Annotated in this window: 22 protein-coding genes; 13 read left to right on the forward strand and 9 right to left on the reverse strand. The window is 64.9% G+C overall.

Annotated features, from left to right (window positions below; genetic code table 11):
- The first annotated feature begins 258 nt into the window (after positions 1-258).
- Together ACVINW_RS12695 and ACVINW_RS12700 are read left to right on the forward strand one after the other, a co-directional pair.
- Positions 259-1065 (forward strand): N-acyl homoserine lactonase family protein, encoded by an 807-nt coding sequence (locus ACVINW_RS12695; RefSeq protein WP_456751600.1) that lies wholly within the window; start codon positions 259-261, stop codon positions 1063-1065.
- A 46-nt stretch (positions 1066-1111) separates the two neighbouring features.
- Positions 1112-1996 (forward strand): NAD(P)-dependent oxidoreductase, encoded by an 885-nt coding sequence (locus ACVINW_RS12700; protein ID WP_456751601.1) that lies wholly within the window; start codon positions 1112-1114, stop codon positions 1994-1996.
- Positions 1997-2120: 124 nt separating this feature from the next.
- On the opposite strand, the gene ACVINW_RS12705 is transcribed toward ACVINW_RS12700, so the two are convergent.
- Entirely contained in the window at positions 2121-2570 is a 450-nt protein-coding gene (locus ACVINW_RS12705; RefSeq protein WP_249137848.1) for a MarR family winged helix-turn-helix transcriptional regulator, read from the reverse strand.
- Positions 2571-2857: 287 nt separating this feature from the next.
- Between ACVINW_RS12705 and ACVINW_RS12710 the strand changes: the two genes are divergently transcribed.
- The 5 genes from ACVINW_RS12710 (at position 2858) to fahA (ending at position 8486) form a co-directional block, all read left to right on the forward strand.
- A complete protein-coding gene (locus ACVINW_RS12710) occupies positions 2858-4483 on the forward strand; it encodes an FAD-dependent oxidoreductase (RefSeq protein WP_456751602.1) in 1626 nt (541 codons plus the stop codon).
- A gap of 9 nt (positions 4484-4492) precedes the next feature.
- A complete protein-coding gene (locus ACVINW_RS12715) occupies positions 4493-4732 on the forward strand; it encodes a DUF2783 domain-containing protein (protein ID WP_456751603.1) in 240 nt (79 codons plus the stop codon).
- Positions 4733-4754: 22 nt separating this feature from the next.
- Positions 4755-5711: an MBL fold metallo-hydrolase gene (locus tag ACVINW_RS12720; protein ID WP_456751604.1), complete on the forward strand. Its 957-nt coding sequence runs from the start codon at positions 4755-4757 to the stop codon at positions 5709-5711.
- Positions 5712-5713: 2 nt separating this feature from the next.
- Positions 5714-7060, forward strand: coding sequence for a homogentisate 1,2-dioxygenase (gene hmgA, locus ACVINW_RS12725; protein WP_456751605.1), 1347 nt, complete (start codon positions 5714-5716; stop codon positions 7058-7060).
- 154 nt (positions 7061-7214) lie between these two features.
- Positions 7215-8486, forward strand: a complete 1272-nt coding sequence (gene fahA, locus ACVINW_RS12730; RefSeq protein WP_456751606.1) for a fumarylacetoacetase — start codon at positions 7215-7217, stop codon at positions 8484-8486.
- Positions 8487-8592: 106 nt separating this feature from the next.
- Here the strand turns inward: fahA and ACVINW_RS12735 are convergent, their stop codons facing one another.
- Positions 8593-8904: a DUF1272 domain-containing protein gene (locus tag ACVINW_RS12735; protein ID WP_456751607.1), complete on the reverse strand. Its 312-nt coding sequence runs from the start codon at positions 8902-8904 to the stop codon at positions 8593-8595.
- A gap of 86 nt (positions 8905-8990) precedes the next feature.
- The gene (locus ACVINW_RS12740; protein ID WP_456751608.1) at positions 8991-9467 is read right to left on the reverse strand and encodes an Lrp/AsnC family transcriptional regulator; all 477 of its coding nucleotides are present in this window, start codon (positions 9465-9467) and stop codon (positions 8991-8993) included.
- 122 nt (positions 9468-9589) lie between these two features.
- On the opposite strand from ACVINW_RS12740, the gene hppD reads away from it, so the two are divergent.
- Positions 9590-10708, forward strand: a complete 1119-nt coding sequence (hppD, locus tag ACVINW_RS12745) for a 4-hydroxyphenylpyruvate dioxygenase (RefSeq protein WP_456751609.1) — start codon at positions 9590-9592, stop codon at positions 10706-10708.
- 112 nt (positions 10709-10820) lie between these two features.
- On the opposite strand, the gene ACVINW_RS12750 is transcribed toward hppD, so the two are convergent.
- The 4 genes from ACVINW_RS12750 to ACVINW_RS12765 all read right to left on the reverse strand — a co-directional run bounded on the left by ACVINW_RS12750 (position 10821) and on the right by ACVINW_RS12765 (position 15909).
- Positions 10821-11933 carry a CaiB/BaiF CoA transferase family protein gene (locus ACVINW_RS12750; RefSeq protein WP_456751610.1) on the reverse strand — a complete coding sequence of 371 codons (1113 nt, stop codon included), beginning with the start codon at positions 11931-11933 and terminating at the stop codon, positions 10821-10823.
- Positions 11934-12179: 246 nt separating this feature from the next.
- Positions 12180-12980, reverse strand: coding sequence for an FAD binding domain-containing protein (locus ACVINW_RS12755; RefSeq protein ID WP_456751611.1), 801 nt, complete (start codon positions 12978-12980; stop codon positions 12180-12182).
- Between the two features lie 13 nt (positions 12981-12993).
- Complete coding sequence (locus ACVINW_RS12760; RefSeq protein ID WP_456751612.1) at positions 12994-15333, reverse strand: xanthine dehydrogenase family protein molybdopterin-binding subunit; 2340 nt, start codon at positions 15331-15333, stop codon at positions 12994-12996.
- A 90-nt stretch (positions 15334-15423) separates the two neighbouring features.
- The gene (locus ACVINW_RS12765) at positions 15424-15909 is read right to left on the reverse strand and encodes a (2Fe-2S)-binding protein (RefSeq protein ID WP_456751613.1); all 486 of its coding nucleotides are present in this window, start codon (positions 15907-15909) and stop codon (positions 15424-15426) included.
- A 404-nt stretch (positions 15910-16313) separates the two neighbouring features.
- Here ACVINW_RS12765 and ACVINW_RS12770 point away from each other — a divergent pair, with 404 nt between their 5' ends.
- The 4 genes from ACVINW_RS12770 (at position 16314) to ACVINW_RS12785 (ending at position 20819) form a co-directional block, all read left to right on the forward strand.
- Positions 16314-18029 (forward strand): PQQ-dependent methanol/ethanol family dehydrogenase, encoded by a 1716-nt coding sequence (locus tag ACVINW_RS12770; RefSeq protein ID WP_456751614.1) that lies wholly within the window; start codon positions 16314-16316, stop codon positions 18027-18029.
- 22 nt (positions 18030-18051) lie between these two features.
- A complete protein-coding gene (locus ACVINW_RS12775; RefSeq protein ID WP_456751615.1) occupies positions 18052-19251 on the forward strand; it encodes a c-type cytochrome in 1200 nt (399 codons plus the stop codon).
- 24 nt (positions 19252-19275) lie between these two features.
- Complete coding sequence (locus ACVINW_RS12780) at positions 19276-19956, forward strand: response regulator (RefSeq protein WP_456751616.1); 681 nt, start codon at positions 19276-19278, stop codon at positions 19954-19956.
- A gap of 80 nt (positions 19957-20036) precedes the next feature.
- Complete coding sequence (locus ACVINW_RS12785; RefSeq protein ID WP_456751617.1) at positions 20037-20819, forward strand: LuxR C-terminal-related transcriptional regulator; 783 nt, start codon at positions 20037-20039, stop codon at positions 20817-20819.
- Here the strand turns inward: ACVINW_RS12785 and ACVINW_RS12790 are convergent.
- Together ACVINW_RS12790 and ACVINW_RS12795 are read right to left on the reverse strand one after the other, a co-directional pair.
- Positions 20814-22187, reverse strand: coding sequence for an ATP-binding response regulator (locus tag ACVINW_RS12790; protein ID WP_456751618.1), 1374 nt, complete (start codon positions 22185-22187; stop codon positions 20814-20816). The two genes, ACVINW_RS12785 and ACVINW_RS12790, sit on opposite strands and share 6 nt — an antisense overlap.
- Entirely contained in the window at positions 22184-23356 is a 1173-nt protein-coding gene (locus ACVINW_RS12795) for an FIST N-terminal domain-containing protein (RefSeq protein WP_456751619.1), read from the reverse strand. Before ACVINW_RS12795 ends, ACVINW_RS12790 begins: the two co-directional genes overlap by 4 nt.
- A 463-nt stretch (positions 23357-23819) precedes the next feature.
- Between ACVINW_RS12795 and ACVINW_RS12800 the strand changes: the two genes are divergently transcribed.
- Positions 23820-25853: a methyl-accepting chemotaxis protein gene (locus ACVINW_RS12800; RefSeq protein ID WP_456751620.1), complete on the forward strand. Its 2034-nt coding sequence runs from the start codon at positions 23820-23822 to the stop codon at positions 25851-25853.
- Positions 25854-25978 lie beyond the last annotated feature (125 nt).

Consider the following 25978-nt stretch of genomic DNA (forward strand, 5'->3'; position numbering starts at 1 on the left):
GTCAACGGCTTGCGACCGCATCGCTTATCGAGGTGACCGCAGGGAGGCCGCAGTGCAACAGCATGCGGTCATGGCGGCCATCGCCATCATGGGATGGTGCCGGTTCCTGCGCGTTGATAATGTGATTGCACTCACAGTGGCTTGGCGGCCCTGTCATGCGCTCGTCGCACGACGCGCGGTTTGACCTTTGCGCGGGGCGATGGCTTTGTGGTCGGGACGGCAAACCATTCAACAAGGCTGCAAACAAGAGCGAAACCGATGGGAAACGCCTACGAGATCTACGCCTTGCGTTATGCGACGATGTCGCCGCGCACGCCCCACCTCAACTTCCTAGTCCCCGATCCGCACGACACGACGGCGCAGGATCTGGATTATTTCGTCTGGCTGATCCGCGGCCACGGCCGCGATATCCTCGTCGACACCGGCTTCAACGCCGAGGAGGCCAAGGTGCGCGCCCGCAAGCTGACGCTCAACCCGGTCGATGCGCTGGCCGGTTTCGGCGTCAGCGCCGATGCGATCCGCGACGTGATCGTCACCCATCTGCACTATGACCACGCCGGCAACCTGGATCGCTTCCCGAATGCCAAATTCCATCTGCAGGAACGCGAGATGAGCTACGCGACCGGCCGCTGCATGTGCAGCGGCATGCTGCGTCATCCGTTCTCGGTCGAGCATGTCACCCAGATGGTGCGGCACGTCTATGGCGAGCGCGTCACCTTCCATTCCGGCGACGGCGAGATCGCGCCCGGCGTCACCGTGCATCGCGTCGGCGGCCATTCCGACGGCTTGCAGGTGGTGCGGGTCGAGACCGCGCGCGGTCCGGTGGTGCTGGCGTCCGATGCCGCGCACTACTATGCGAACCTGCACAAGAAGAGCCCGTTCCCGATCGTCTACAATGTCGGCGACATGGTGCAGGGCTGGGAGATCGTCGAGCGGCTCGCCGGGCATCCCGACCGCTTCATCCCAGGTCACGATCCGATCGTCAGCGAGATCTATCCGCGCGCCAGCGACAAGGTCGATGCGTTCGCGCTGCATCTGGCGCCGTCGCGATCGTTCGCGAGGTGACAAGCGCATCTGCAACGCGTCAAGAAACGTGAAAAGAAGCAACGATATGACTGACTACAAGACTCTCGGGTTCATCGGCCTCGGCGTGATGGGTGAGCCGATTTGCCGCAACCTGGTCAAGAAGAGCGGCAAGCGCGTCGTGGTGTTCGACCTCGCGACTGAGCCGTTGCAGCGGCTCCGCGCTGACGGCGCGGAGGGCGCGACGTCGGTCGCCGATGTCATCAAGCAGAGCGACGTGCTGTTCCTCTGCCTGCCGAGCGCCAGGCACGTGCGCGCGGTGTTCGAGGAAGACGGCATTTTGAAGAACGCACGGGCCGGCCAGATCGTGGTCGATCTCGGCACGTCATCCGTCAGCCAGACCCGCGACTTCGCCGCGCAATTGCAGGCCAAGGGCGCGGCCTGGGCCGATGCGCCGATCGCGCGCACCCGGCAGGCGGCGCAGGATGGCACGCTCAGCGTGATGGTCGGCGCGGTGCCCGCCCTCTATGCCGCGATCGAGCCCTTAATTCGCTGCTTTGCCACCGACGTCACCCATTGCGGCGATGTCGGCGCCGGGCAGGTGACCAAGATCCTCAACAACATGGTGCTGTTCGAGACGGTGAACGCGCTGGCCGAGGCTGTCGCGGTGGCCAAGCACAATGGCGTCGATCCGAAGTTGCTGCTGGACACCCTGTCGAAGAAGGGCTCGGCCGACAGTTTTGCGCTGCGTAACCACGGCATGAAGGCGATCGTGCCCGGCGTGTTTCCGGAGCGCGCCTTCTCGACCGAATATGCGCTGAAGGATCTGTCCTACGCGCTGGAGCTCGCCGCCGACGCCGGCATCAGGATTCGCGGGGCGGAGCTGATCGGCACGGTGCTGCAGGAGGCGATCGACAAGGGGTCGAAGGAATACTACTTCCCTGTTATCGCGAAGCATATCGAGGGGGCGTAACTCCCTCCGTCTGTCATTCCGGGGCGTGCGAAGCACGAGCCCGGAATCCATCAGGCCGCGTTGACCGCGGCTCAATGGATTCCGGGTTCTCGCTTCGCGAGCCCCGGAATGACCGGTAGGGGTCCTAATACACGTCCTTCGCGTCGGCCTCTTCACTGGTCTGCACCAGCTCGAGGCTGCTCTCGACCTTTCCGAGCAGGCGGCCGAGGTCGCGGCGCTCCTGTGCGGAGAGGCAGGACAATATCTCCTGCTCCTTGCGCAACAGGCGCGGGATCAACTCCTCGTACAGCGCTTGGCCCTTTTTGGTCAGCCGCAGGCGGAATTCGCGGCGGTCGTCGGCGTTCTCGACGCGCTCGACGATCTCGCGCTCCATCAGCGCCGAGACGGCGCGGCTGATGGTGGATTTGTGCGTGCGCGTGCAATGCGCGATGTATTGCGCGCTGCAGGGATCGCTGCGGAAGCCGAGCGTCGCGAGCACGCGCCACTCCGGAATGTCGAGGCCGTAGCGCGCTTGGTATTCGCTCGACAGCGCCGAACTCACCTCAGCCGCCAGCCGGTTCAGGCGGAATGGCATGAAGTGGAAGAGGTCGAGGCGCTTCTTCGCCGGCGCGGCATCGTCGTGCGCGTCCACTTCCACGGCGCTCTGCGCCCGGGCTGGAGGCTGGCTTGCAGAGGTCCTGACCAAAAATTCCTCCAATTTGAGTTGACGGCGGGCTCGACTGGGGGTTTAAGATAGTTGCAAGTGAGACTAATTTAGCAAGCTCGCGGCCGACCCGCAAGGTCCTGTCGCAAGCCAGTCACACAAGCCGCAGCCTGAGCCATAGACGAGGGCCGGTACAAGGGAACATCCAGGGTCACGCAATGGCAGCCAACACGGCAGAGGCCAAAACCCAGTTCGGCTATCGCCGCCACCCCGACCAGGACCGGTCGGCCGCCAACGTCGCGGAGCATCCGGTTGTCGTGGTCGGCGCCGGGCCGGTTGGATTGTCGCTCGCGATCGATCTCGCCCAGCGCGGCCAGCGCGTGGTGCTGCTCGACGATGCCGACCGGATCGGCGAGGGCTCGCGCGCGATCTGCTTCTCGAAGCGCTCGCTGGAGTTCTGGGATCGCCTCGGTGTCGGCGACCGCATGGTCGAGAAGGGCGTGGTGTGGAGCGTCGGCAAGATCTTTCACGGCGCCTCGCAGCTCTACCAGTTCGATCTGCTTCCCGAAGAGGGCCACAAGCGACCGGCCTTCATCAATCTGCAGCAGTTCTACGCCGAGGCCTATCTGGTCGACCGGGTCGAGCAGCTGCCCGACATCGATCTGCGTTGGCGCAACAAGGTGATCGCGCTGGAGAGCCGCAATGACGGCGTCGCGCTGACCATCGCCACGCCCGAAGGCGCTTATCACGTCCACGCCTCCTTCGTCGTCGCCTGCGACGGCGCCCGCTCGTCGCTGCGGCAGATGGTCGGTGCGGAGTTCGCAGGCCAGGTGTTCGAGGACCAATTCCTGATCGCCGACGTCAAGATGACCGCGGCGTTTCCGACCGAACGCTGGTTCTGGTTCGATCCGCCGTTCCATGCCGGACGCTCGGCGCTGCTGCACAAGCAGCCGGACGACATCTGGCGGATCGATCTGCAGCTCAATCCCGATGCCGATCCCATAGCCGAGAAGCAGCCCGAGAATGTTCGGCCGCGGATCGAGCGCATGCTGGGGCATGACAAGTTCGAGTTCGAATGGATCTCGCTCTACAAGTTCCAGTGCCGCCGGATGGCCAAGTTCATCCATGGCCGGGTGATCTTCGCCGGCGATTCCGCGCATCAGGTCTCGCCGTTCGGTGCGCGCGGCGCCAATTCAGGGCTGGAGGATGCCGAGAATCTGGCGTGGAAGCTCGATCGCGTGCTGCGCCGGCTGTCGCCGGAAGGCTTGCTCGAGACCTACCACATCGAGCGCAGTGCCGCGGCGGACGAGAACATCCGCGAGTCCACCCGCTCGACCGATTTCATGGCGCCGGTGACGCGACAGGAGGCGCGGCTGCGCCAGGCGGTGCTGTCGCTCGCCAAGGATACCGAGTTCGGCAAGCGCATGGTCAATGGCGGGCGGCTGTCGGTGCCGTCGATCTATGACACGCCGCTGTCGAGCGGCGATCGTGACGACTGGCGCGGCGGCCCGCCGCCGGGCGCCTCCATGCTGGACGCGCCGGTGACCGAGCAGGGCGGCGGTTCGAGCTATCTGACCGACGTTTTCATCAAGCAGGGAACGCGTTTCACCCTGCTGGAGTTTGGCAATGGCGCTGATGTCGATGTGCCCGACGGTGTCGGCTCCATCCGGGTCGGCGGCGAGGGCGGGCTGGTCGACGCGCAAGGCCTTGCCGGCAAGCGCTACGACGCTGCGCCCGGCACCGCCTATCTGCTGCGGCCGGATGGTTATGTTGCGGCACGCTTCCGCAACGCCGCGCGGCCGGTACTCGATGCGGCGCTGGCGCGTGCAACCGGCGTGAGCTGAGGATCCATCATGGCGCTGTCGACCAGTTCGAACTTCGCAAAGCCCGACGACGCCTTCCGCGCCATCGTCGAGGCGCATCGCGGCCTCTCCGACGCGCAGAGCGCCGATCTCGATGCCGCGCTGGTTCTGGTACTCGCCAACCATATCGGCGATCTCGACGTGCTGCGCGAGGCGATCGCGCTGGCCAAGCGGCGGCTTCTCGACGCGAGCCAGCAGCAACAACAACAACAGCAACAGCAACAGCACTGATCAAACGGACAGGAATGAACTGATGGCCAAAGGTTTCGCATCGACCACGGATCTCGCGGAGAAGAAGGTGACCTTCTCCGAGATAGGCACCGATCTCTACGCCTTCACCGCCGAGGGCGATCCCAACACCGCCGTGATCGTCGGCGAGGACGGCTGCCTGGTGTTCGACGCGCAGGCGACGCCGGCGATGGCCAACAAGGTGATCGAGCGGGTCAAGACCGTCACCGACAAGCCGATCAAGTACGTCGTGCTGTCGCACTATCACGCGGTGCGCGTGCTCGGCGCATCCGCCTATCACGCGCAGGGCATCGTCGCCTCGCAAGAGACCTATCGGCTGATCGAGGAACGCGGCCAGCAGGACTGGGATTCCGAATATGGCCGCTTCCCGCGGCTGTTTCAGGATGCCGCCAGCATTCCCGGCCTGACCTGGCCGACGCTGACATTCGAGGGCGAGATGTCGATCTATCTCGGCAAGCGCGAGGTGCGGCTGATGCAGCTCGGCGCCGGCCACACCTCGGGCGACATCGTCGCCTGGGTGCCGGATGCCGAGGTGATGTTCTCGGGCGATCTGATTGAATACCACTCGGCCTGCTATTGCGGCGATGCGCATCTGCGCGAATGGCCGACGACCCTGAACGAGATCCGCGCCTTCAATCCGAAGGCGATCGCGCCGGGCCGCGGCGATGCGCTGAAGGGCCTCGAGACCGGGCGCGATGCGATCGCGATGACCCGCGATTTCGTCACCACGCTTTACGGTGCGGCGGAGTCTTCCGTCGCCAAGGGCCGCAGCTTGAAGGAATCGATGGCGGCGACCCGCGAGGTGATGGATCCGAAATTCTCTGATTTCGCGATCTACGAGCACTGCCTGCCGTTCAACGTTTCCCGTGCCTATGACGAAGCGTCCGGGATCGACGATCCCGTGATCTGGACCGACAAGCGCGACCAGGAGATGTGGGCCGCCCTGCAAGGAGGAGGATAGACATGAACATCAATACCTCGCCTGATCAGATCGTGCGCAGCTCGGGGCAAGTCACCCCGGGCTACATGTCCGGCTTCGGCAACAGCTTCGAGACCGAGGCCTTGCCCGGCGCGTTGCCGATGGGGCGCAACTCGCCGCAGCGCTGCGCCTACGGGCTCTATGCCGAGCAGCTGTCCGGCTCCCCGTTCACTGCGCCGCGCGGCACCAATGAGCGCTCGTGGCTGTATCGCATCCGGCCGTCGGTGCGGCACTCCGGCCGTTTCGCCAAGGCAGATAGCGGGCTGTGGCGCACCGCGCCGTGTCACGAATACGACATGCCGATCGCGCAACTGCGCTGGGATCCCGCGCCGATCCCGAAACAGGACATGACCTTCCTGCAGGGCGTGCAGACCATGACCACGGCGGGCGATGCCAATACGCAGGCCGGCATGGCGGCGCATGTCTATCTCATCACCAAATCGATGGTCGATCAGCATTTCTACAATGCCGACGGCGAGCTGCTGTTCGTGCTGCAGCAGGGCAAGCTGCGCTTCGTCACCGAGTTCGGTCGCATCGATGCCGAGCCGGGCGAGATCGTGGTGATCCCGCGCGGCGTCAAATTCCGCGTGGAAATTCCAGGCGGACCGGCGCGCGGTTATCTCTGCGAGAATTACGGCGGCGCCTTCACGCTGCCGGAGCGCGGCCCGATCGGCGCCAATTGCCTGGCCAATTCGCGCGACTTCCTGACGCCGGTCGCCGCCTACGAGGACAAGGACACGCCGACCGAGCTCTACGTGAAGTGGGGCGGCTCGCTGTTCAAGACGACGTTGCCGCATTCGCCGATCGACGTGGTCGCCTGGCACGGCAATTACGCGCCCTACAAATACGATCTGCGCACCTTCTCGCCGGTCGGCGCGATCGCCTTCGATCATCCCGACCCGTCGATCTTCACGGTGCTGACCTCGCCGTCGGAGACCGCCGGCACCGCGAACATCGACTTCGTGATCTTCCCGGAGCGCTGGCTGGTGGCCGACAACACCTTCCGTCCGCCGTGGTACCACATGAACATCATGTCGGAGTTCATGGGCCTGATCTACGGCGTCTACGACGCCAAGCCGCAGGGCTTTGTGCCCGGCGGCATCAGCCTGCACAATTGCATGCTGCCGCACGGCCCCGACCGCGAAGCGTTCGAGCACGCCAGCAACGGCGAGCTGAAGCCGGTCAAGCTGACCGGCACCATGGCCTTCATGTTCGAGACCCGTTTCCCGCAACGCGTGACGCAGCACGCCGCGACCTCATCGATGTTGCAGGATGATTACGCGGATTGCTGGAAGGGCCTCGAGAAGAAGTTCGATCCGAACAAGCCGTAGAATTCAGTCTTCGTCATTCCGGGCATCGCGAAGCGATGAGCCCGGAATCCATTGCTCCGCGCGACATGTGGCCTGATGGATTCCGGGCCTGCGCCTTACGGCGCATCCCGGAATGACGAGAGATAGAGTGCGTCAATCATTTCGGCAGGAAACCATGCCCTACCCCAACGACCCCAAGCTACGCTCCTTCATCGACGTCGCGCCCAGCTCCGACTTCCCGATCCAGAACCTGCCCTATGGCGTGTTCTCGTCGAAGGACGGGCTTGCGCCGCGCGTCGGCGTTGCGATCGGCGATTATGTGCTCGACCTCTGGGAGCTCGAACAGGACTCGCGGCTCGATGTCGGGCCGCTCGGCGTATTCTCGCAGCCGTCGCTCAACGCCTTCATGGCGCTCGGGCCGAAGGTGTGGTCGGCGACGCGGGCGCGGATCAGCGAACTGCTGCGCTCGGATCATCCTGAGCTGCGCGACAACAGGGAATTGCGCGCGCGGGCGCTGGTGCCGATGGCCGACGTCAGGCTGCACATGCCGTTCGCCGTTGCAGGCTATACCGATTTCTATTCGTCGAAGGAGCACGCCACCAATGTCGGCGTCATGTTCCGCGGCAAGGACAACGCGCTGCAGCCGAACTGGCTGCACATGCCGATCGGCTACAACGGTCGCGCCTCGACCGTCGTGGTCAGCGGCACCAAGGTGAGGCGTCCGCGCGGCCAGCTGAAGCCGCCGAGCGCCGAGGTGCCGAGCTTCGGTCCCTGCAAGCGGCTCGACTTCGAGTTGGAGATGGGGGTCGTCGTTGGACAGGCATCGGCGATGGGTGAGATGCTGACCGAGAAACAGGCTGAGGAGATGATCTTCGGCTTCGTCATCCTCAACGACTGGAGCGCGCGCGACATCCAGCAATGGGAGTATGTGCCGCTCGGCCCGTTCCAGGCCAAGGCGTTCGCAACCTCGATCTCGCCGTGGGTGGTGACGCGCGAGGCGCTGGAGCCGTTCCGGATGCCGGGTCCGAAGCAGGAGCCGGAGCCGTTGGCTTACCTGAAGCAGACCCAGCCGAACAATTACGACATGCAGCTCGATGTCGCGCTCCGTGCGGGTGCGATGAACGAGGCCAAGACGATCTGCAGCACCAACTTCAAATACATGTACTGGTCGTCGGTGCAGCAGCTCGTGCATCACGCCTCGTCCGGCTGCGCGATGAATGTCGGCGATCTCCTAGGGAGCGGCACGATCTCCGGCCTGGAAAAGCACCAGCGCGGCAGTCTGCTCGAAATCAGCTGGAACGGCACCGAGCCGGTCGAGCTCGCCAGCGGGGTCACGCGCTCGTTCCTCGAAAACGGCGATTCGCTGGTGATGCGCGGCTGGTGCCAGGGCGACGGCTACCGTGTCGGGTTCGGCGAAGTCGAAGGCACCATCGCGGCGGCGGAGTAAATCGTCTCCGTCATTGCGAGGAGCAAAGCGACGAAGCAATCCATCGCTCCACTTACGCGGAACCATGGATTGCTTCGTCGCTTTGCTCGCAATGACGAGCTGAAGCTCACCGCTCCTCCGGCCTGATATCCCGCAAGCGCGCCGTATGCGTCGCGCAGTCCTCGACGCTGTACTTCAGATGCACCCGCTGGTCCGACGGCGGCTGGTTCACGGTGCAGACGCCCGGCCGCCACGGCTTGGCCGGGCGGATCGGCCGTGGCGCGAAGCCGCCGCCGCAGTTCGGACAGACATTGCCGAGCCTGGTCTCGGCGCAATCCGCGCAGAACGTGCATTCGTACGAACAGATTCGTGCGTCGAGCGCGCTCGGCGGCAGGTCCTTGTCGCAATATTCGCAGTTCGGTCGCAGCTGCAGCGCCATGGTCGTCTCTCTAGCCGGGTGTTGGCGGAATGATCGCAAATCGTGTCGCGAAAGCGAATGACGAAATTCCCTCGATTCGCGCCGGATCACGCCTGCAGCGATTTCAGCGGCAGCTTGGTGCTCTCCTTCAGGCGGTCGAGCACGATCGAGGAGCGAACATGGGCCACGCTCTGGTGCGGCATCAGCACGTTGTTGACGATGTCGGACAGGCTCTTGAGGTCGCGCAGCATCACCTTGAGCACGTAGTCGGCGTCTCCCGTCACCGCGTAGGCTTCCTGGATGTCGTCGACGCGGTTGACCAGTTCGCGAAACCGCTTGGCGTTGTCGGGCGAGTGGGTCGCCAGCGTGATGTGGATGAAGGCGATCAGCCCGAAGCCGAGCGCCTCGCCGGAGAGGTCGGCGTGGTAGCCGGCGATCACCTTCTCCTCCTCCAGCCGCATCCGCCGCCGCGAGCATTGTGAGGCCGACAGGCCGACCAAATCGGCCAGCTGCTGGTTGGTCAACCGGCCGTCGTCTTGCAGGGCAGCGAGCATTTTGAGGTCGAAAGCGTCGACTTGTGGCATGCGCTAAGTATCCATTCCATGCACGGATCGTGCGCGAATTTAGCAAATCGAGGTCCATTTTGCACGCACGTTGCGCCGCAAGTGACGGAAACTGGTCCCGGACAAATCAGGGAGTTGCCGCCATGGGTCCGTTTCCGCACGATGCGCCGCCGGCCGAAATCAGCACCGAGAACCCGATGGGCACCGACGGCTTCGAGTTCGTCGAATACGCCCACCCCAATCCCGGCGAGCTGCACGCTTTGTTCAAGCTGATGGGCTTTGTCGCGGTGGCCAGGCACAAGACCAAGGCCATCACGGTCTATCGCCAGGGTGACATCAACTATCTCGTCAACGAGGAGCCCGGCAGCCACGGCTTCGACTTCGTCGCCGCACACGGCCCCTGCGCGCCGTCGATGGCGTTCCGCGTGGTCGATGCGAGGCGCGCCTATGAGCGTGCGATCGCGCTGGGCGCCGAGCCCGCCGAGGTATCGTCGGCGCAGAAGACGCTCGATGTGCCGGCGATCAAGGGCATCGGCGGCAGCCTGCTGTATTTCGTCGACCGCTACGGCGCCAAGGGCTCGGCCTATGATGCCGAGTTCGAGTGGCTAGGCGCCGCCAACCCGCGCCCCGCCGGCTCCGGCCTGTATTACATCGATCACCTCACCCACAACGTCCATCGCGGCCGCATGGATGTCTGGACCGGCTTCTACGCAAAGCTGTTCAACTTCCGCCAGATCCGCTTCTTCGACATCGAGGGCCGCGCGTCGGGCCTGTTCTCGCGCGCGCTGACCAGCCCGGACGGCAAGATCCGGATTCCGATCAACGAGGACGCCGGCGATTCCGGGCAGATCGAGGAATATCTCAACACCTATCACGGCGAGGGCATCCAGCACATCGCCTGCGGCGCGCGCGATATCCACGCAACGGTCGAGAGATTGCGCGCGGACGGCCTGCCGTTCATGCCGTCGCCACCCGACACCTATTTCGAGCGGATCGACACCCGCCTGCCGAAGCATGGCGAGGACGTCGCGCGGTTGCGGAGCAACGGCATCCTGATCGACGGCGAAGGCGTGGTCGAGGGCGGCCAGACCAAGGTGCTGCTGCAGATCTTCTCGGCTAATGCGATCGGGCCGATCTTCTTCGAATTCATCCAGCGCAAGGGCGACGATGGTTTCGGCGAGGGCAACTTCAAGGCGCTGTTCGAATCGATCGAGGAAGACCAGATCCGCCGCGGCGTGCTCAAGGTCGATCACGCGGCGTAGCGGCGACCGAGCCGCATGACCTCGTCATTGCGAGCGAAGCGAAGCAATCCATCTCACCGCTTGCGGAGACCTGGATTGCTTCGTCGCTTCGCTCCTCGCAATGACGGCGAGACTATTTCCCCGCCTTCCATGCGCTCGTCACCTCGCCAATGCTCGCAAGCTCCGGCTCGCGGATCGCCGACGGCGTGCGCGAGAAGCGCGGCGCGGGGGCGGGCTGGGTGACGCCGTGGCGTTCGACGAACACGTGGCGGGCTGCCATGTGCGGATGCTTCGGTGCTTCCTCCATGGTGAGGATCGGCGCGAAGCAGATGTCGGTGCCTTCCATGATCGTGCACCAGTCGGCGCGCGACTTGCTCTTGAACACCTTCTCCAGCTTCGCCTTAAGCGCCGGCCAGGCCTTGCGGTCCATCTGGGCGTCGAAGTCGGCGTCGGTCAGGCCGGCATGCTTGCGCAGCAGTGCGTAGAACTGCGGCTCGATCGAGCCGATCGAGATGAAGTTGCCGCAGGAGCATTCGTAGACGCCGTAGAAATGCGCGCCGCCGTCGAGGAAATTCTGATCGCGGCCGCCGCTCCAGCGGCCCTGCGCGGCCATGTCGTAGAACATCGACATCAGCGAGGCCGCGCCATCGCACATCGCGGTATCGACCACCTGGCCCTTGCCGGACTTCTGCGCTTCCAGGAGTGCTGCGAGCACGCCGACCACAAGGTAGAGCGCGCCGCCGCCGAAATCGCCGACCAGATTGAGCGGCGGCACCGGCTTCTCTTTGGTGCCGATCGCAGCCAGTGCGCCGGTGATCGAGATGTAGTTGATGTCGTGGCCGGCGGCATTCGCCAGCGGGCCTTCCTGGCCCCAGCCGGTCATGCGGCCGTAGACCAGTTTTGGATTGCGCGCGAGCACGACATCGGGGCCGAGGCCGAGGCGCTCCATCACGCCGGGGCGGAAGCCTTCGATCAGCGCATCGGCATGGCCGAGCAGCTCGAGCACTTCCGCGATCGCCGCCTTGTTCTTGAGATCGAGCTCGATGACCTTGCGGCCGCGGGTTGCGACCGCCTTCAGATTCTTGCCCGCGCCGACCCGATCCAGCGTGATGACCTCGGCACCCATGTCGGCGAGCAGCATACAGGCGAACGGGCCGGGACCGATGCCGGCGAATTCGACGATGCGGAAGCCGGTGAGCGGGCCCGAGGTGCGAGCGGCGGTTTGGGAGGCAGGCTTGTCGAGCACGTTTGTTGTTCCGTTGGTTGGGTGGTGTTATGCGGCTGGGCTACGACCGACTTGGCGCCGAACTTCCTGCGTTTCCCCAGCCGCCCGTCTGACGGTATTTTTAATTAGCTGATTAGCTAAATTGTCTCGCCGAATGCGCGATGTGGCAAGCACCTTTTGCCTCATGCGGCCGGTAAAAACGCGAACGACGCGCATCGCTGCGCGCCGTTGCAGACTTGTGTTTAGGCGCTAAAGCGCACTGCTTGATCAGCCCGCGGCGGTCATGGCCCGCTGTCCCATCACCTTCACGAGGTTGGCGCGGTAATCCGCCGAGCCGTGGATGTCGGCAAGCAGGCCGCTCGCCGGGATGGTCACGCTGTCGAGCGCCGAGGCCGCCCAGTTCGCCTTCAGCGCCTGCTCGATCGGCCCGACCCGCATCACGCCGCTCTGCGACGCGCCGGTCGCAGCGACGCGGACATCGCCCGATTTGGTCTTGGCGACGAACACGCCGGTCAGCGCGAAGCGCGAGGCCGGATTCGGGAATTTCGCGTAGCCCGCCTTGGCCGGGACCGGGAATGCGACCTGCGTGATGATCTCGCCGTCTTCGAGTGCCGTCGAGAACAGGCCCCTGAAGAAGTCATCCGCCGCAATCGAGCGCTTGTTGGTCTTGACCGTCGCGCCGAGCGCCAGCACCGCCGCCGGGTAGTCCGCCGCCGGATCGTTGTTGGCGAGCGAGCCGCCGATCGTGCCGCGATAGCGCACGGCCGGATCGCCGATCCCCGACGCCAGATGCGCCAGCGCCGGGATCGCTTTCTGCACCGCCTCGCTTTGCGCCACGTCGTAATGCGGCGTCGCGGCCTTGATGGTGACGGTGTCGCCCGACACCTCGATGCCGATCAACTCCTGCACCTTGGAGAGATCGATCACGTCCGACGGCGCCGCGAGGCGCTGCTTCATCACGGGAAGCAGGGTTTGCCCGCCGGCGAGGAATTTTGATTCCGCGCCTTTGGCGAAGGTTGCGGCAGCGTCGGCGACCGAGGAAGCGCGATGATAATTGGTCTCGTACATGGCTCTTCCTCCCTCAACCGTGAATGGCGTGCCAGACGCGATCGGGCGTCGCCGGCATTTCCAGCTTGTTGTTGCCGATGGCGTCCGTGATCGCGTTGATCACGGCAGCCGAGGCGCCGATCGCGCCGGCTTCGCCGCAGCCCTTGACGCCGAGCGGGTTGCCCGGACACAGCGTCGTGGTGTGGGAGAGCTGGAACGACGGCAGATCGTCGGCGCGCGGCATGGTGTAATCCATGAAGGACGCGGTCACGAGCTGACCGGTGCCGTCATAGACCACGCCTTCCAGCAGCGCCTGGCCGATGCCCTGGGCAAGGCCGCCGTGAACCTGGCCTTCGACGATCATCGGGTTGATCAGCCGGCCGAAATCGTCCGCTGCCACGAAGTTGACGAAGGAGGTCTTGCCGGTAGCCGGATCGACCTCGAGCTCGCAGATATAGGCGCCGGCCGGGAAGGTGAAGTTGGTCGGGTCGTAGAACGCCGTCTCCTTCAGGCCGGGCTCCATGCCGTCGGGCAGATTGTGCGCGGTGTAGGCGGCGAGCGCGACCATCGGCAGCGCGATCGACTTGTCGGTGCCGGTGACCTTGAACTCGCCATTCTCGATCACGATGTCGCTCTCGGACGCCTCGAGCGCGTGGGCCGCGATCTTCTTGGCCTTGGCCTCGACCTTCTCCATCGCCTTCACGATCGCGGTGCCGCCGACCGCGAGCGAGCGCGAGCCGTAGGTGCCCATGCCGAACTGCACCTTGTCGGTGTCGCCATGGACGATCGAGACCTGGCTGATCGGCACGCCGAGCCGCTCCGCGATGATCTGGCAGAACGTCGTCTCGTGACCCTGGCCGTGGCTGTGCGACCCGGTGAGCACCTCGATGGTGCCGACCGGGTTGACGCGGATCTCCGCCGATTCCCACAGGCCGACGCCGGCGCCGAGACTGCCCACCGCCTTCGACGGCGCGATGCCGCAGGCCTCGATGTAGCAGGAGACGCCGATGCCGCGCAGCTTGCCATCAGCTTTCGCCTTGGCCTTGCGGGCCGGGAAGCCGGCATAGTCGATCGCCTTCATCGCAGCGTCGAGCGAGGCGTGGAAGTCGCCGATGTCGTACGCCATGATGACCGGCGTCTGATACGGGAACGAAGTAATGAAGTTCTTCTTGCGCAGCTCGGCCGGATCGACTTTCAACTGCCGCGCCGCCGTCTCCATCATGCGCTCGATCAGGTAGCTCGCCTCGGGGCGGCCCGCGCCGCGATAGGCGTCGACCGGCGTGGTGTTGGTGTAGACGCCGATCACCTCGGCATAGATCGCCGGGATCACGTACTGGCCCGACAGCAGCGTCGCGTAGAGATAGGTCGGCACCGCCGAGGAGAACAGCGACATATAGGCGCCGAAATTGGCGTGGGTCTTCACCCGCAGGCCAAGGATCTTGTTGTCCTTGTCGAACGCCATCTCCGCCTTCGAGACATGGTCGCGGCCATGCGCGTCGGTGAGGAAGGCTTCCGAGCGGTCGCCGGTCCACTTCACCGGACGGTTAACCTTCTTCGAGGCCCACAGCGCCACCATCTCTTCCGGATAGATGTAGATCTTGGAGCCGAAGCCGCCGCCGACGTCGGGCGCGATCACGCGCAGCTTGTGCTCGGGCGCGATGTTGTAGAACGCCGACAGCACGAGGCGGGCGACGTGCGGGTTCTGCGACGTGGTGTAGAGCGTGTAGTGCTCCTCGGCCTGGTCGTAATGCGCGACCGCCGCACGCGGCTCCATCGCATTCGGCACCAGGCGGTTGTTGGTGAGGTCGAGCGTCACCACATTGGCGGCTTTGCTGAAGGCATCCTTGACCGCGGCTTCGTCCCCGAGGTGCCAGTCATAGACGATGTTGCCGGGGGCCTCGGGATGCAGCTGCGGCGCGCCCGGCTTGATCGCAGCCTTGATGTCGGCCGCCGCGGGAAGCTCTTCGTAATCGACGACGACGGCTTCGGCCGCGTCCTTGGCCTGGTTCTTGGTCTCGGCGATCACGACTGCGACCGCCTGTCCGACGAAGCGCACGGTCTCCGGCGCCATCGCCGGCCACGCGCCCATTTTCATCGGCGAACCGTCCTTCGAGGTGATCGCCCAGCCGCAGATCAGGTTGCCGACCTTGTCGTCGACGATCTGCTGCCCGGTCAGCACCGCGATCACGCCGGGCATCTTCATGGCCTCGGTGGAATTGATGCCCTTGACCTTGGCATGGGCGTGCGGGCTGCGGACGAAGTGAGCGTAGCTCATGCCGACCATTTTAACGTCGTCGACGTAACGTCCTTGTCCGGTGATGAACCGGCGATCTTCCTTGCGCACGACGCGTGCGCCAATTCCTTCAACACCCATGGTCTGGTCCTCCCGACCGGAGATTCGATTTGCCGCCGTTTCCATCGAGATCGGCGGTGATGAGCTTGATCGTATGTGCTGCGCGAGCTGCTATTCGGCGGCCTGCGCGACCTTCATGCGGCCGGCAGCGTCGAGCACCGCCTTGACGATGTTGTGGTAGCCGGTGCAGCGGCAGATGTTGCCTTCGAGCTCGTGACGGACCGTTTCCTCGTCGAGCCTGCCACCGTGGCGGTGCACGATATCGACCGCGGACATGATCATGCCGGGGGTGCAATAGCCGCACTGCAGGCCGTGATTGTCGCGGAATGCCGCCTGCATCGGGTGCAGCTCGTCGCCCTTGGCGAGGCCTTCGATGGTGGTGACGTTGCAGCCCGCCGCCTGGCCGGCCAGCATGGTGCAGGATTTGACCGCGCGGCCATCGACATGGACGACGCAGGCGCCGCACTGGCTGGTATCGCAGCCGACATGGGTGCCGGTGAGGTTCAGATTTTCGCGCAACAGGTGCACGAGGAGGGTTCGGTCCTCGACATCGACCGAGACCGCCTTGCCGTTTACCGTCAGTTTGACTGTAGACACGCGTTTCTCCCAATAGCTTCGTTATGGGCCCAGTAGACCACGCTTCAGATGGGACGTAACCGCGATCAAAGTCGTAGTTACGGCCCTGTCACGAAGGCTCCGGGCTGTGCCTCTAATCCTAGCAGCCAGCCGTTCGATGGGCAATTTGCAAGCGGGCCGCGGCGTGCTCCGGCGTGACGAAAATGCGCTGCGACGCAAGCGATTTCCGGCAGATCATTGGTGCTTGCAGCACGGCAAAATCGTCGCCGCTGACGCTACTACCTTCCGCCTATAACGACGCAAGAGTGTTGCTGGCATTTTCATCGCCGATGTAGCGACACAAGATCGCTGATCCATGCATTTGGGTAGAGAGACGCGCGCGCGATGCATCCATCGCGGCAACGAAACCATATTGGAGGAAGCCAATGAAGCTGAGGAGCGGGATTTTCTTTGCCGGCGTGTCGCTGGTCGCCATGGTGATGGCAGGTGTTACGGCATCGAACGCCAATGATTCCGTCGCAAAGGCAGCGTCCGATCCGAACGGATGGGCGATCGCCGGCCACGACTACGGCAATACGCGCTTCAGCCCGCTGAAGCAGATCAATTCCGAGAACGCCGGCAAGCTGCAGCTCGTTTACTCGATGTCGCTCGCTTCGCTGCGCTCCAACGAGGCTTCGCCGGTGGTGATCGGCAAGAACCTGTATGTGTCGACCTCGTGGGGGCCGAAATACGTCTATGCGATCGACGCCGCGACCGGCGCGCGCAAATGGACCTGGCAGCCCGATATTCCTGACGACGTGCTCCAGTACGCCTGCTGCGACGTCAACAGCCGCGGCGTCTCCTATGCCGACGGCAAGATCTTCGTCGGCCGGCTCGACGGCAAGCTGACCGCGCTCGATGCCGAGACCGGCAAGGAGCTCTGGACCTCGACCGTCGTCGACTACAAGCAGGGCTCGGTGATCACCTCGCCGCCGCTGATCGTCCGCGACAAGGTCATCACCGGCTTCGGCGGCGGCGAATACGGCGTCCGCGGCGCGTTGCAGGCCTTCAACCTCAAGGACGGCAAGCTGCTCTGGCAGACCTTCACGGTGCCGGCGCCGGGCGAGCCCGGCAGCGACAGCTGGAAGGGCGACACCGGGCTGCATGGCGGCGGCGCCGCCTGGCTGGTCGGCTCCTACGATGCCAAGACCGACACCGTCTACTGGGGTACCAGCAATCCGGGTCCGTGGAATACCGCGGTGCGCTCCACCGGCGACGGCAATTTCGGCAAGCTGACCAACCTCTATACCGCCTCGACGCTGGCGATCGATCCCAACACCGGCAAGATCAAGTGGCATATCCAGGGCACGCCGGCCGACGCCTGGGACTATGACGGCGTCAACGAACTCTTGCTCGCCGACCTCAAGATCAAGGGCGCCGAGACGCCGGTGCTGATGAAGGCGGACCGCAACGGCTTCTTCTTCGTGGCCAACCGCGAGACCGGCAAGGTGATCTCGGCCGAGAAATACGTGTTCGCCAACTGGGCCAAGAAGTGGGACATCAACACGATGCGGGCGGAGGAGGATCCGGACAAGCGTCCCGGCCCCGGCCATCCCGCCAAGGACATCTGCCCGAACCTGATCGGCGGCAAGAACTGGCAGCCGATGTCGTTCAACCCGCAGACCGGCCTCGTCTACATCCCGAGCAACAATGTCTGCATGGATTGGTCGGTCTCCGACGTGAACTACAAGCGCGGCGTGTTCTATCTCGGTGCCGAATTCCCGACCAAGCCCGGTCCCGGCGGCTTCCTCGGCGAACTCGTGGCCTGGGATCCCGTGGCCAACAAGAAGGTGTGGAGCATCAAGGAAGACCTGCCCTTCAACGGCGGCACGCTGACGACCGGCGGCAATCTGGTGTTCTCCGGCAATCTGCATGGCGACTTCCGCGCCATCGACGCCAAGAACGGCAAGGTGCTGTGGAGCAAGAACCTCGGCAGCGGCATCGGTGCCGGTCCGGTGACCTATTCGGTCGACGGCAAGCAGTATGTCGCGATCGTGGTCGGCCGCACCGCGGCGCTGCCGGCCTTCCTCGGTGACATCGGCAAGCAGATGGTCGCCGCGGCGCCCGAAGGCGGCTCGCTGTTCGTGTTCGCCCTGCAGTAACAACAGTCGCGAGGAGGCAGCATTGTCCGTGTCCCGTATCAACTTGAATGGCATGCCGAACTCAACGCGCCGCGTGCAGTTGGGAAAGGCGATCCGGACCGTGCTGCTCTCCGCGACGCTGCTTGCGCCGGCCCTGTCGGCCGGCGCGGACGAGACAAAACCGCCGCTGCGGCTCTGCGCCGATCCGACCAACCTGCCGTTCTCGAGTGACGAGCCGGGCAAGCCCGGCCTCTACCTCGAGATCGGCCAGGCGGTGGCCGCGAAGCTCGGCCGCAGCGTGAGCACCAATTGGTACAAGTCGTATTTCGGCAAGCGCACCGTGCGGGAGACGCTGCTCAGCAAGCAGTGCGACGCCATGGTCGGGCTCCCACTGATCGATGATTTCATGGGGCCTTCGGTGATCTTCTCGAAGCCGATCGCCCATGAAGGCTATGCGCTGGTCGGCGCCAGGGATCGCAAGCTCGCCGGCATCGACGACCTCAGGGGATTGCGGGTTGCGGTGCAATACCAGTCGACGCCGCAGAACCTGCTGGCGCTGCGCGACGATATTCAGAAGGTCACCGTGCTGAGCCCGGAGGAGGGCATGGCGGCCCTCGAGCAGGGCAAGGTCGACATCGCCTTCATCTGGGCGCCGGTGGCGGGCTGGCTCAACAAGACCAGCTACGGCGACAAATACCAGATTGTCTCCACCGAGGGCGACGGCCTGCTCTGGGCCACCGCGATCGGTTTTGCCAAGGCATCCGGCGCACTGCGCGACGAGGTCGACGGTGTGCTGCCGTCGCTCGGGCCGGATATTGCCGCTCTGTTTGCCAAGTATGGCGTGCCGAACGGCGCGCCGGTGAAATTCGGCCAGGCGGCACCTGCGACGACGTCGGTCGGGACGAGCGAGCCTGTCACGGTCGGGCAGGCGGTCGCCGAGAAACCGGTTCAGACCGCGGCGGCCGCCGGCGACACCAAGGGGGATCCAAAGGCAGGGCGGGAGGTGTTCAATGGCACCTGCGCCCATTGCCACGGCCCGGACGCAGTGCAGGCCGAACGAAAGATCGATCTCAGGCTGCTCAAGAAGCGTTATGCTGACGACATGGAATCGACCTTCTGGAAGACGGTCCATGACGGGCGGCCTGCCAAGGGCATGCCGGCCTGGAAGGACGTCTTCAGCGACGACGAGCTGAGAAACGTGTATGCCTATCTGCAGAGCGTTCAGGATACCGGCGGGAACTAGGCAAAGAGCAGTGCGAGGGTCCTCATGATGGGGTTCCTGATCATCGACGATCACCCCCTGTTCGGCGAAGCGCTTGGCAACGCCATCCGCATCTCGCATCCCGATGCCCGGATCTACGAGGCGACCTCGATCAAGGGCGCGCTCGGCATCCTCGCCAGCGAGCCGAATATCGATCTGGCGCTGCTCGACCTGCTGCTGCCCGACGTGGTCGGCTTCTCCGGCTTCCAGAAGATCAGGGATCGCTATCCGCGGCTGCCGATCGCCATCGTCTCCAGTGAAGAAGACAAGCACACCATCCGCGAGGCGCTGGAGATGGGCGCGGTCGGCTATCTGCCGAAATCGACCTCGCTCGGCGAGCTGTCGCAGGCGATCGCGCGCGTGCTGAGCGGATCGGTGTCGGCGCCGCGGGATTTCGTCGCGGTCGGCGCGCTCGATCAGTCCGAGACCGCGCGGACGCTGCGCGAGCGGATCCAGAAGCTGACGCCGCAGCAGATCCGCGTGCTGCATCTGATCATCCGCGGCCTGCAGAACCGCGAGATCGCCGCCGAGCTCAAGCTCGCCGAATCCACCGTGAAGGCGCATGTCACCGAGATCCTGCGCAAGCTGAAGCTGTTCAGCCGCAACAAGGCGATCATCGAGCTCGGCAAGATTCCGCTTCCGGTCCTCGAGACCAGCGCGGCTGCGAAGGCAGAGAAGGCGCCCTAGCTTGCTGCATCGCGAGGCGATCGCATTGAACGTCCTGCCTATAGGCTGGCGGTCGGCTTTGGGATAAGTTCGTGCGCATCATGGCTGTCACAAGCGATCCGAGGGAGGACGGCGCAGCATTGACCACGACCGCGCCCCTGGCGGACCAGCCGCCGCTCGATCAAGCGGGTGCGCCTCGACTGCTGATCGTCGAGGATCACCCGCTGTTCCGTGCCGCCCTGATCGGCGTGATAAGCGCCGAGTTTCCCGACGCCGAGGTGTTGCAGGCCACCTCGATCGACGGCGCGCTGGACGTGATCGCCGCGCGCGAGGGGCTTGATCTGATCCTGCTCGATCTGTCGATGCCGGGGACCACAGGCCTGCTCGGCGCCTACCGGGTGCGCGCCGCTGCGCCGCGCAGCGCACTGGTGATCGTGTCGGCGCATGACGATTCCCGGATCGTCGGCGGCGCGATCTCGCTCGGCATCTCCGGCTACATTCCGAAGTCGACGCCGAAGCTCGAACTGGCGCGGCTGCTGCGCGGCATCCTCGAAGGCGAGCTGTGCCTGCCGACGCGCTTCCGCGATACCGCCGCCGCACGGAAGGCGCAGGCCGAGACCAAGCAGCTGATGCAGCAACTCGGTCAGTTCACCGCGCAGCAGCTTCGTGTGCTCGACATGATCTGCCGTGGCTTGCAGAACAAGCACATCGCCTATGAGCTCGATATCTCGGTCACGACCGTGAAGGTGCATGTCTCCGAGATTCTGCGCAAGCTCGGCGTACGCAGCCGGACCGAGGCGATCATCGCGCTGTCGAAGCTCGATTTCGGCAAGCACGACCACGCGCCGGTGACGGCCTCGTCGTCGCGCGACGCCGAATCATAGCCGCGCGCCGGACTGCTCCGCCGCCAGCAGGAACGACAGCAGCGAGCGCATCTCGGCCGGCTTGATCGGCTTCTTCAGCAGCTCATGGCCGAACGCCGAGACGTCGGACGCAGCCTTGGCCGAGTAGTCGGCGGTCACGATGATCGCCGGGACCTTGGCGTTGATCTCGCCGCGGATCACATCGACGGCCTGGATGCCGGTCTCGCCATTGTCGAGATGCAGGTCGGCGATGATCGCGTCGGGGATGCCGTCGAGCGCATGGATGCGCTCGAGCGCCTCGGTCTTGGAGATCGTCACCGCGACGTCGCAGCCCCATTTCTCCAGCAGATGCGCGAGACCCTCGGCGCTCGACAGGTCGTTCTCGATCAGCAGGATCTTGGCGCCCTCCATGCCGCCATAGCGATAGTCGACGCTGGCCTGCTCGCGCACCGGGATCGCGACCGGATCGAGCGTGCGCGGCACGGTGACCGAGAACACCGAGCCCTTGCCGGCGTGCGAATTCAGCCGGATGTCATGACCGAGCAGATCGGCAAACCGGCGCACGATCGAAAGGCCGAGGCCGATGCCGGCCTTGTCGCCGGCGCCGGCGTCGCCGCGCTGGAATTCGACGAAGATCGCCTCGCGCTGGGCTTCCGGGATGCCCGGCCCGGTGTCGTGCACTTCGATGCAGATGTCGCTGCCTTTCATGCGGCATCCCATCAGCACGGTGCCGCGCTGGGTGTAGCGCAGCGCGTTGGCGACGAGGTTTTGCAGGATCCGGCGCAGCATCAGCGGGTCGGAGCGAACCACGGCGGATGACGGCATGATCCGGAAGCCGAGATTGCGCTTGGCGGCGGTCGCGACAAATTCCTGCTCCAGCGCCTCGAACAGCGCGGCGATCGCGACCGGACCGAATTCGGGCCGGAGCACGCCGGCGTCGAGCTTCGAGATGTCGAGCAGCGTCCGCAGCATGTCTTCCAGCGTCGCCAGCGAGCGGTCGATCTGGTCGGTCAGCGCGACGCTCTTGGGCTCGGTCGCCATTTCCGCGAGCGCGGACAGCGTCAGCCGCGCCGCATTCAGCGGCTGCAACAGGTCATGCGTCACCGAAACCAGCACCGATGATTTCAGCGAGCTTGCCGCCTCGGCCTGCTGCTTGGCCTGCAGCAGGCGTCCGTTGGTTTTCTCCAGCGATTGCAGCGCCTGCTTGAGCTGCTGGGTGCGGTCGCGCACCTGCTGGTCCAGCGCAATCGCGGTCTCGAACAGGGAAAAGGCGTTGAGCTGCTGGTCGGTCGACCGTTCGACACGCGACATCAGCGCGGCGTTGATCTTGCGCAGCTTCTCGGCTTCGCGTTCGAGGGCGGCAATGCGCGTGGTCTTGCTGTCGGTCATTGCGGCGCGATCGCCCGCTTGCCGATGGCGATGCCGGTCAGCGTCTGGTTGACATGCATCGAGCGATACTGCTCGCCATAGGTCTGAAAGCCAATCACCTTGTTGCGGCGATAGAGCTCCGACATTTCGCGCGACAGCTGGCGCTGCTCGACATCGAGCCGGCGCAGCACGCATTCGAAGCCGATGAACATCGAGACCTCGCCGAGATCCTCGGTCAGCTCCTTGAGCAGGCGGCTGGTCACGTCGATCGGATCGCGCTCGCGCGCCACCGTCAGCACCATGCCCTCGTCGATGGCGCAGAAGAATTGCAGCGACCCATCGGGGTTGGTGCGTTGGATCGACCGCGCGTAGTAGGCGCCGCCGACCCGGACCAGCACCGGATGCGCGGCAAAGGAGAACAATTCGAGCTTGCTGTCGCTGAGGCCCACGGCGCGGGAATACTCCAGCGCGGCCGGCTCGGCGTTCAATTCCTTGACGATGCGGTGCTCGGTGTCGGCCTCGGTCACCACCATCTTGGTCGAGGTCGGCTCGAAATGATCGCACTTGAAGGTGCGGAACGGCAGCCGGGTCCGGATCAGGATCAGGACGGCGGCATCGCTATGGGCCTTGCCGTCATGGAACACCCAGGACTTCTCGAACCGCAACCCGTCGCCGGCGGAGCCGCCGACCACCGGGATGTCGCCGAGCGAGGCGTAGATCGCCGACATGATGGTCTCCTCACGCTGGCACATGCCATCGATGAAGAGCAGTCCGAAGGACTCGTCGGTGTGGTCGCAATGCTCGGTGCGTTGCGCGAATTCGTGCTGCAGCTCGGTGCAGATCGAGCGGCCGTGGTCGACCCGGAACGTCGAGACGTCGAACAGCGGCCGGGCCGCGATGACGAAATCGGCCGCGTCGAATCCCATCGCGACCACGCTGTCCTCGTCCCAGCCGCGCGGGGACAACTCGCCGGCCGTGGTGCAGCCGAAGATCGGAACGTCGGGCATCCGCTTCGACAGTTCGGCGATGAACGCTTGCGGATCGTAGAACGGCGACACGAACACCACGAGCATGGCGAGCTCGGTCGCGGCCAATTGGCGCGCGATCTCGTCGGCCGCCTCCTGCGGCCCGTCGGTCTTTGCCTGCACCACGACAATGCTGTCGGTGGCGCTGCCGTTCTGCTTCGCCAAACGTATCCTCCCTGACCAGAATTTTTTGCTTTTCTTGGCGCGGCCGGTTCGGCTCGCGCGGGTCTCAAGGCTACGGAGCTTCGCCGCGATCGGTTGCGGCTAGGCCCGCCTTTTTATTCCAGGTCGTGAAGGGAAATGTCATGGGCCGGCGGTCTTCGCCGTCAGCCGAGCTCGCCGCGAGCGCCAACGGCGCCGATCGACGCGATGACATGGGACACCTCCCGATGTGTTGTCCTGGCCCGGGCAGGGACAGGTTTGATCGGTTCTAAACTATCGGGCCGGACCCGCGCGTCAATCACCTTGCCCGCCCCCCTGGGCCGACCAAGGTAGTACCGGGCCGAACCGGCGCGGCCGCTGCCCATTTACCGGGCCTTATCGATTCTGCCTTAGTTTTGCCCTCCGGGGGCTGGGGCGGGTTGCCGCCGGACCCCGCGTGGTTTTCAGAATGAAGACGGGGGTTGGAATGCCGGGACTGAAGCGATCGTTGTCGATCAGGTTCCCAACCCTCAGATTCCGCGCCAAGATCATGCTCGGCTTTGCCGTCACCTTGGCGCTGTCGGCAGCCACCATGGGCTTTGCCTATCTGGGCTTCGAGCGGGTCTCCGTCGGGGTCGGCTCCTATCGCCAGAGCGTCGCGGAAGCCGATCTCGCCCGCAACATCGACCGCGAATTGATCTCCTACCGTTCGCTGGCGCGCTACTACGTCGCCACCGGCAAGGAGGACGACGCCAAGGCCGCGCTCGCCGCCGAGGCCAGCCTGAAGGACGCCATCGTGGCGTCGATGAAGGGCACCAGCAATCCGGCCCGGCTCGAGCAGGTCACCAAGCTGGAGCGCGAGTTCCGTGCCTTCACCAAGATCTTTGCCGAGATCGTCCGCATCAAGGACGACAGCGCGCTGACCGCGCAGAACAAGCTGACGCGCAGCGCGACCTCGATGCGCTACAAGCTCGACGATCTGCCGAGCAATGCCGACGATTCCGAGCTGCAGTCGATCCAGTTCGGCGCCAAGAAGGTGGCCGACCAGTTGCAGTCGATCGCCGGGGCAGTCAACACCTTCGTCGTCAACGGCGACAAGACGGTCGCCTCCAGCGCGCTCGCCCGGCTGAAATTCGCTGACAATCTGGTGAAGGCGATCACCTCGAAGGACGAGCGGATCACCCAAAGCGTGAAAGACATCACCGGCCTGCTCGAGGAGTACCGCGAGGCGCTCACCAGGCTGATCGCGAATGCGAAGTCGATCGACGAATTGACCGTCGAGATGACGGAATCCGCGGCTGCCATCAGCCAGGGCGCGGCGGCGATGAAGTCCGATCTGCTCGCCGACCAGAAGCGGTTCGAGACCGAATCGCACAGCATGATCGGCGACACCGAGCAGCTGATCCTGATGCTCGCGGCCGGCAGCTTCGTGCTCGGGCTGGTGTGGGCGTTCCTGCTCGGCAAGGGCATTTCGCGGCCGATCGCAGCGATGTGTGCGGCGATGCGCGAGCTCGCCGCCGGCAATTTCGACGTCGTGCTGCCCGGCCTCGGCCGTCGCGACGAACTCGGCGAAATGGCCGGCGCGGTGGAAGAGTTCAAGGTCCAGGCGGTCGCCAAGGCCGAGCGCGATGCCGCGACCCAGGAAGCGCAGAACAAGGCGAGCGCGACCGCGCGGCGCAACGAGCTGATTCGTTTCGCCGACGAATTCGAATCCGCGGTCGGCTCGATCGTCTCCAACGTGTCGGCGTCCGCCGTGCAGCTCGAATCCGCGGCCGGTACCTTGACGCGGACTGCGGAGACCACGCAGAACCTGTCGAGCCAGGTCGCCGCCGCCTCCGAGGAGGCCTCCAGCAACATGCAGTCGGTGGCATCCGCGACCGAGGAATTGTCGGCGTCGGTCGACGAGATCGGCCGCCGTGCCAAGGAGTCCAGCCAGATCGCCGATTCCGCCGTACGTCAGGCCGAGCAGACCGATGCGCGGATCGGCAAGCTGTCACGTGCCGCGCAGGAGATCGGCGACGTGGTCAAGCTGATCACGGCGATCGCCGAGCAAACCAATCTGCTGGCGCTGAATGCCACCATCGAGGCCGCACGCGCCGGCGAGGCGGGCCGCGGCTTCGCGGTCGTTGCCTCCGAGGTGAAATCGCTGGCGAGCCAGACCGCGCGCGCCACCGACGAGATCTCCACCCACATCTCGGGCATGCAGGCCGCGACGCAGGAATCGGTCGCCGCGATCAAGGAGATCGGCGGCACGATCGGGCAGATCTCGGGGATCGCGACCAACATCGCAAGCTCGGTCGAGCAGCAGAGCGCCGCCACGCAGGAGATCGCGCGCAGCGTGCAGAACGTCGCGCAGGGCACCCAGGAAGCCGCTTCCAGCGTCACCCAGGTCAACCGCGGCGCCACCGAGACCGGAGCCGCCTCCGAAGAGGTGCTGAACTCTGCCCGCTCGCTCTCGGTCGAGAGCTCGCGGCTGCGCGAGGAGCTCGACCGCTTCATGGCGAATATCCGCGCGGCGTAACTGGCGCTGAACTAACCACCGTCGTCCTGGCGAAGGCCAGAACCCATACGCCGCCGCCCTCGAAGGAGGCAAGCGGCGAGTTGTCCTTACGCCAACAGACAGTAGTGGTAATGGGTCCCGGCTTT

This window comes from Bradyrhizobium sp. USDA 4461, assembly GCF_054055655.1.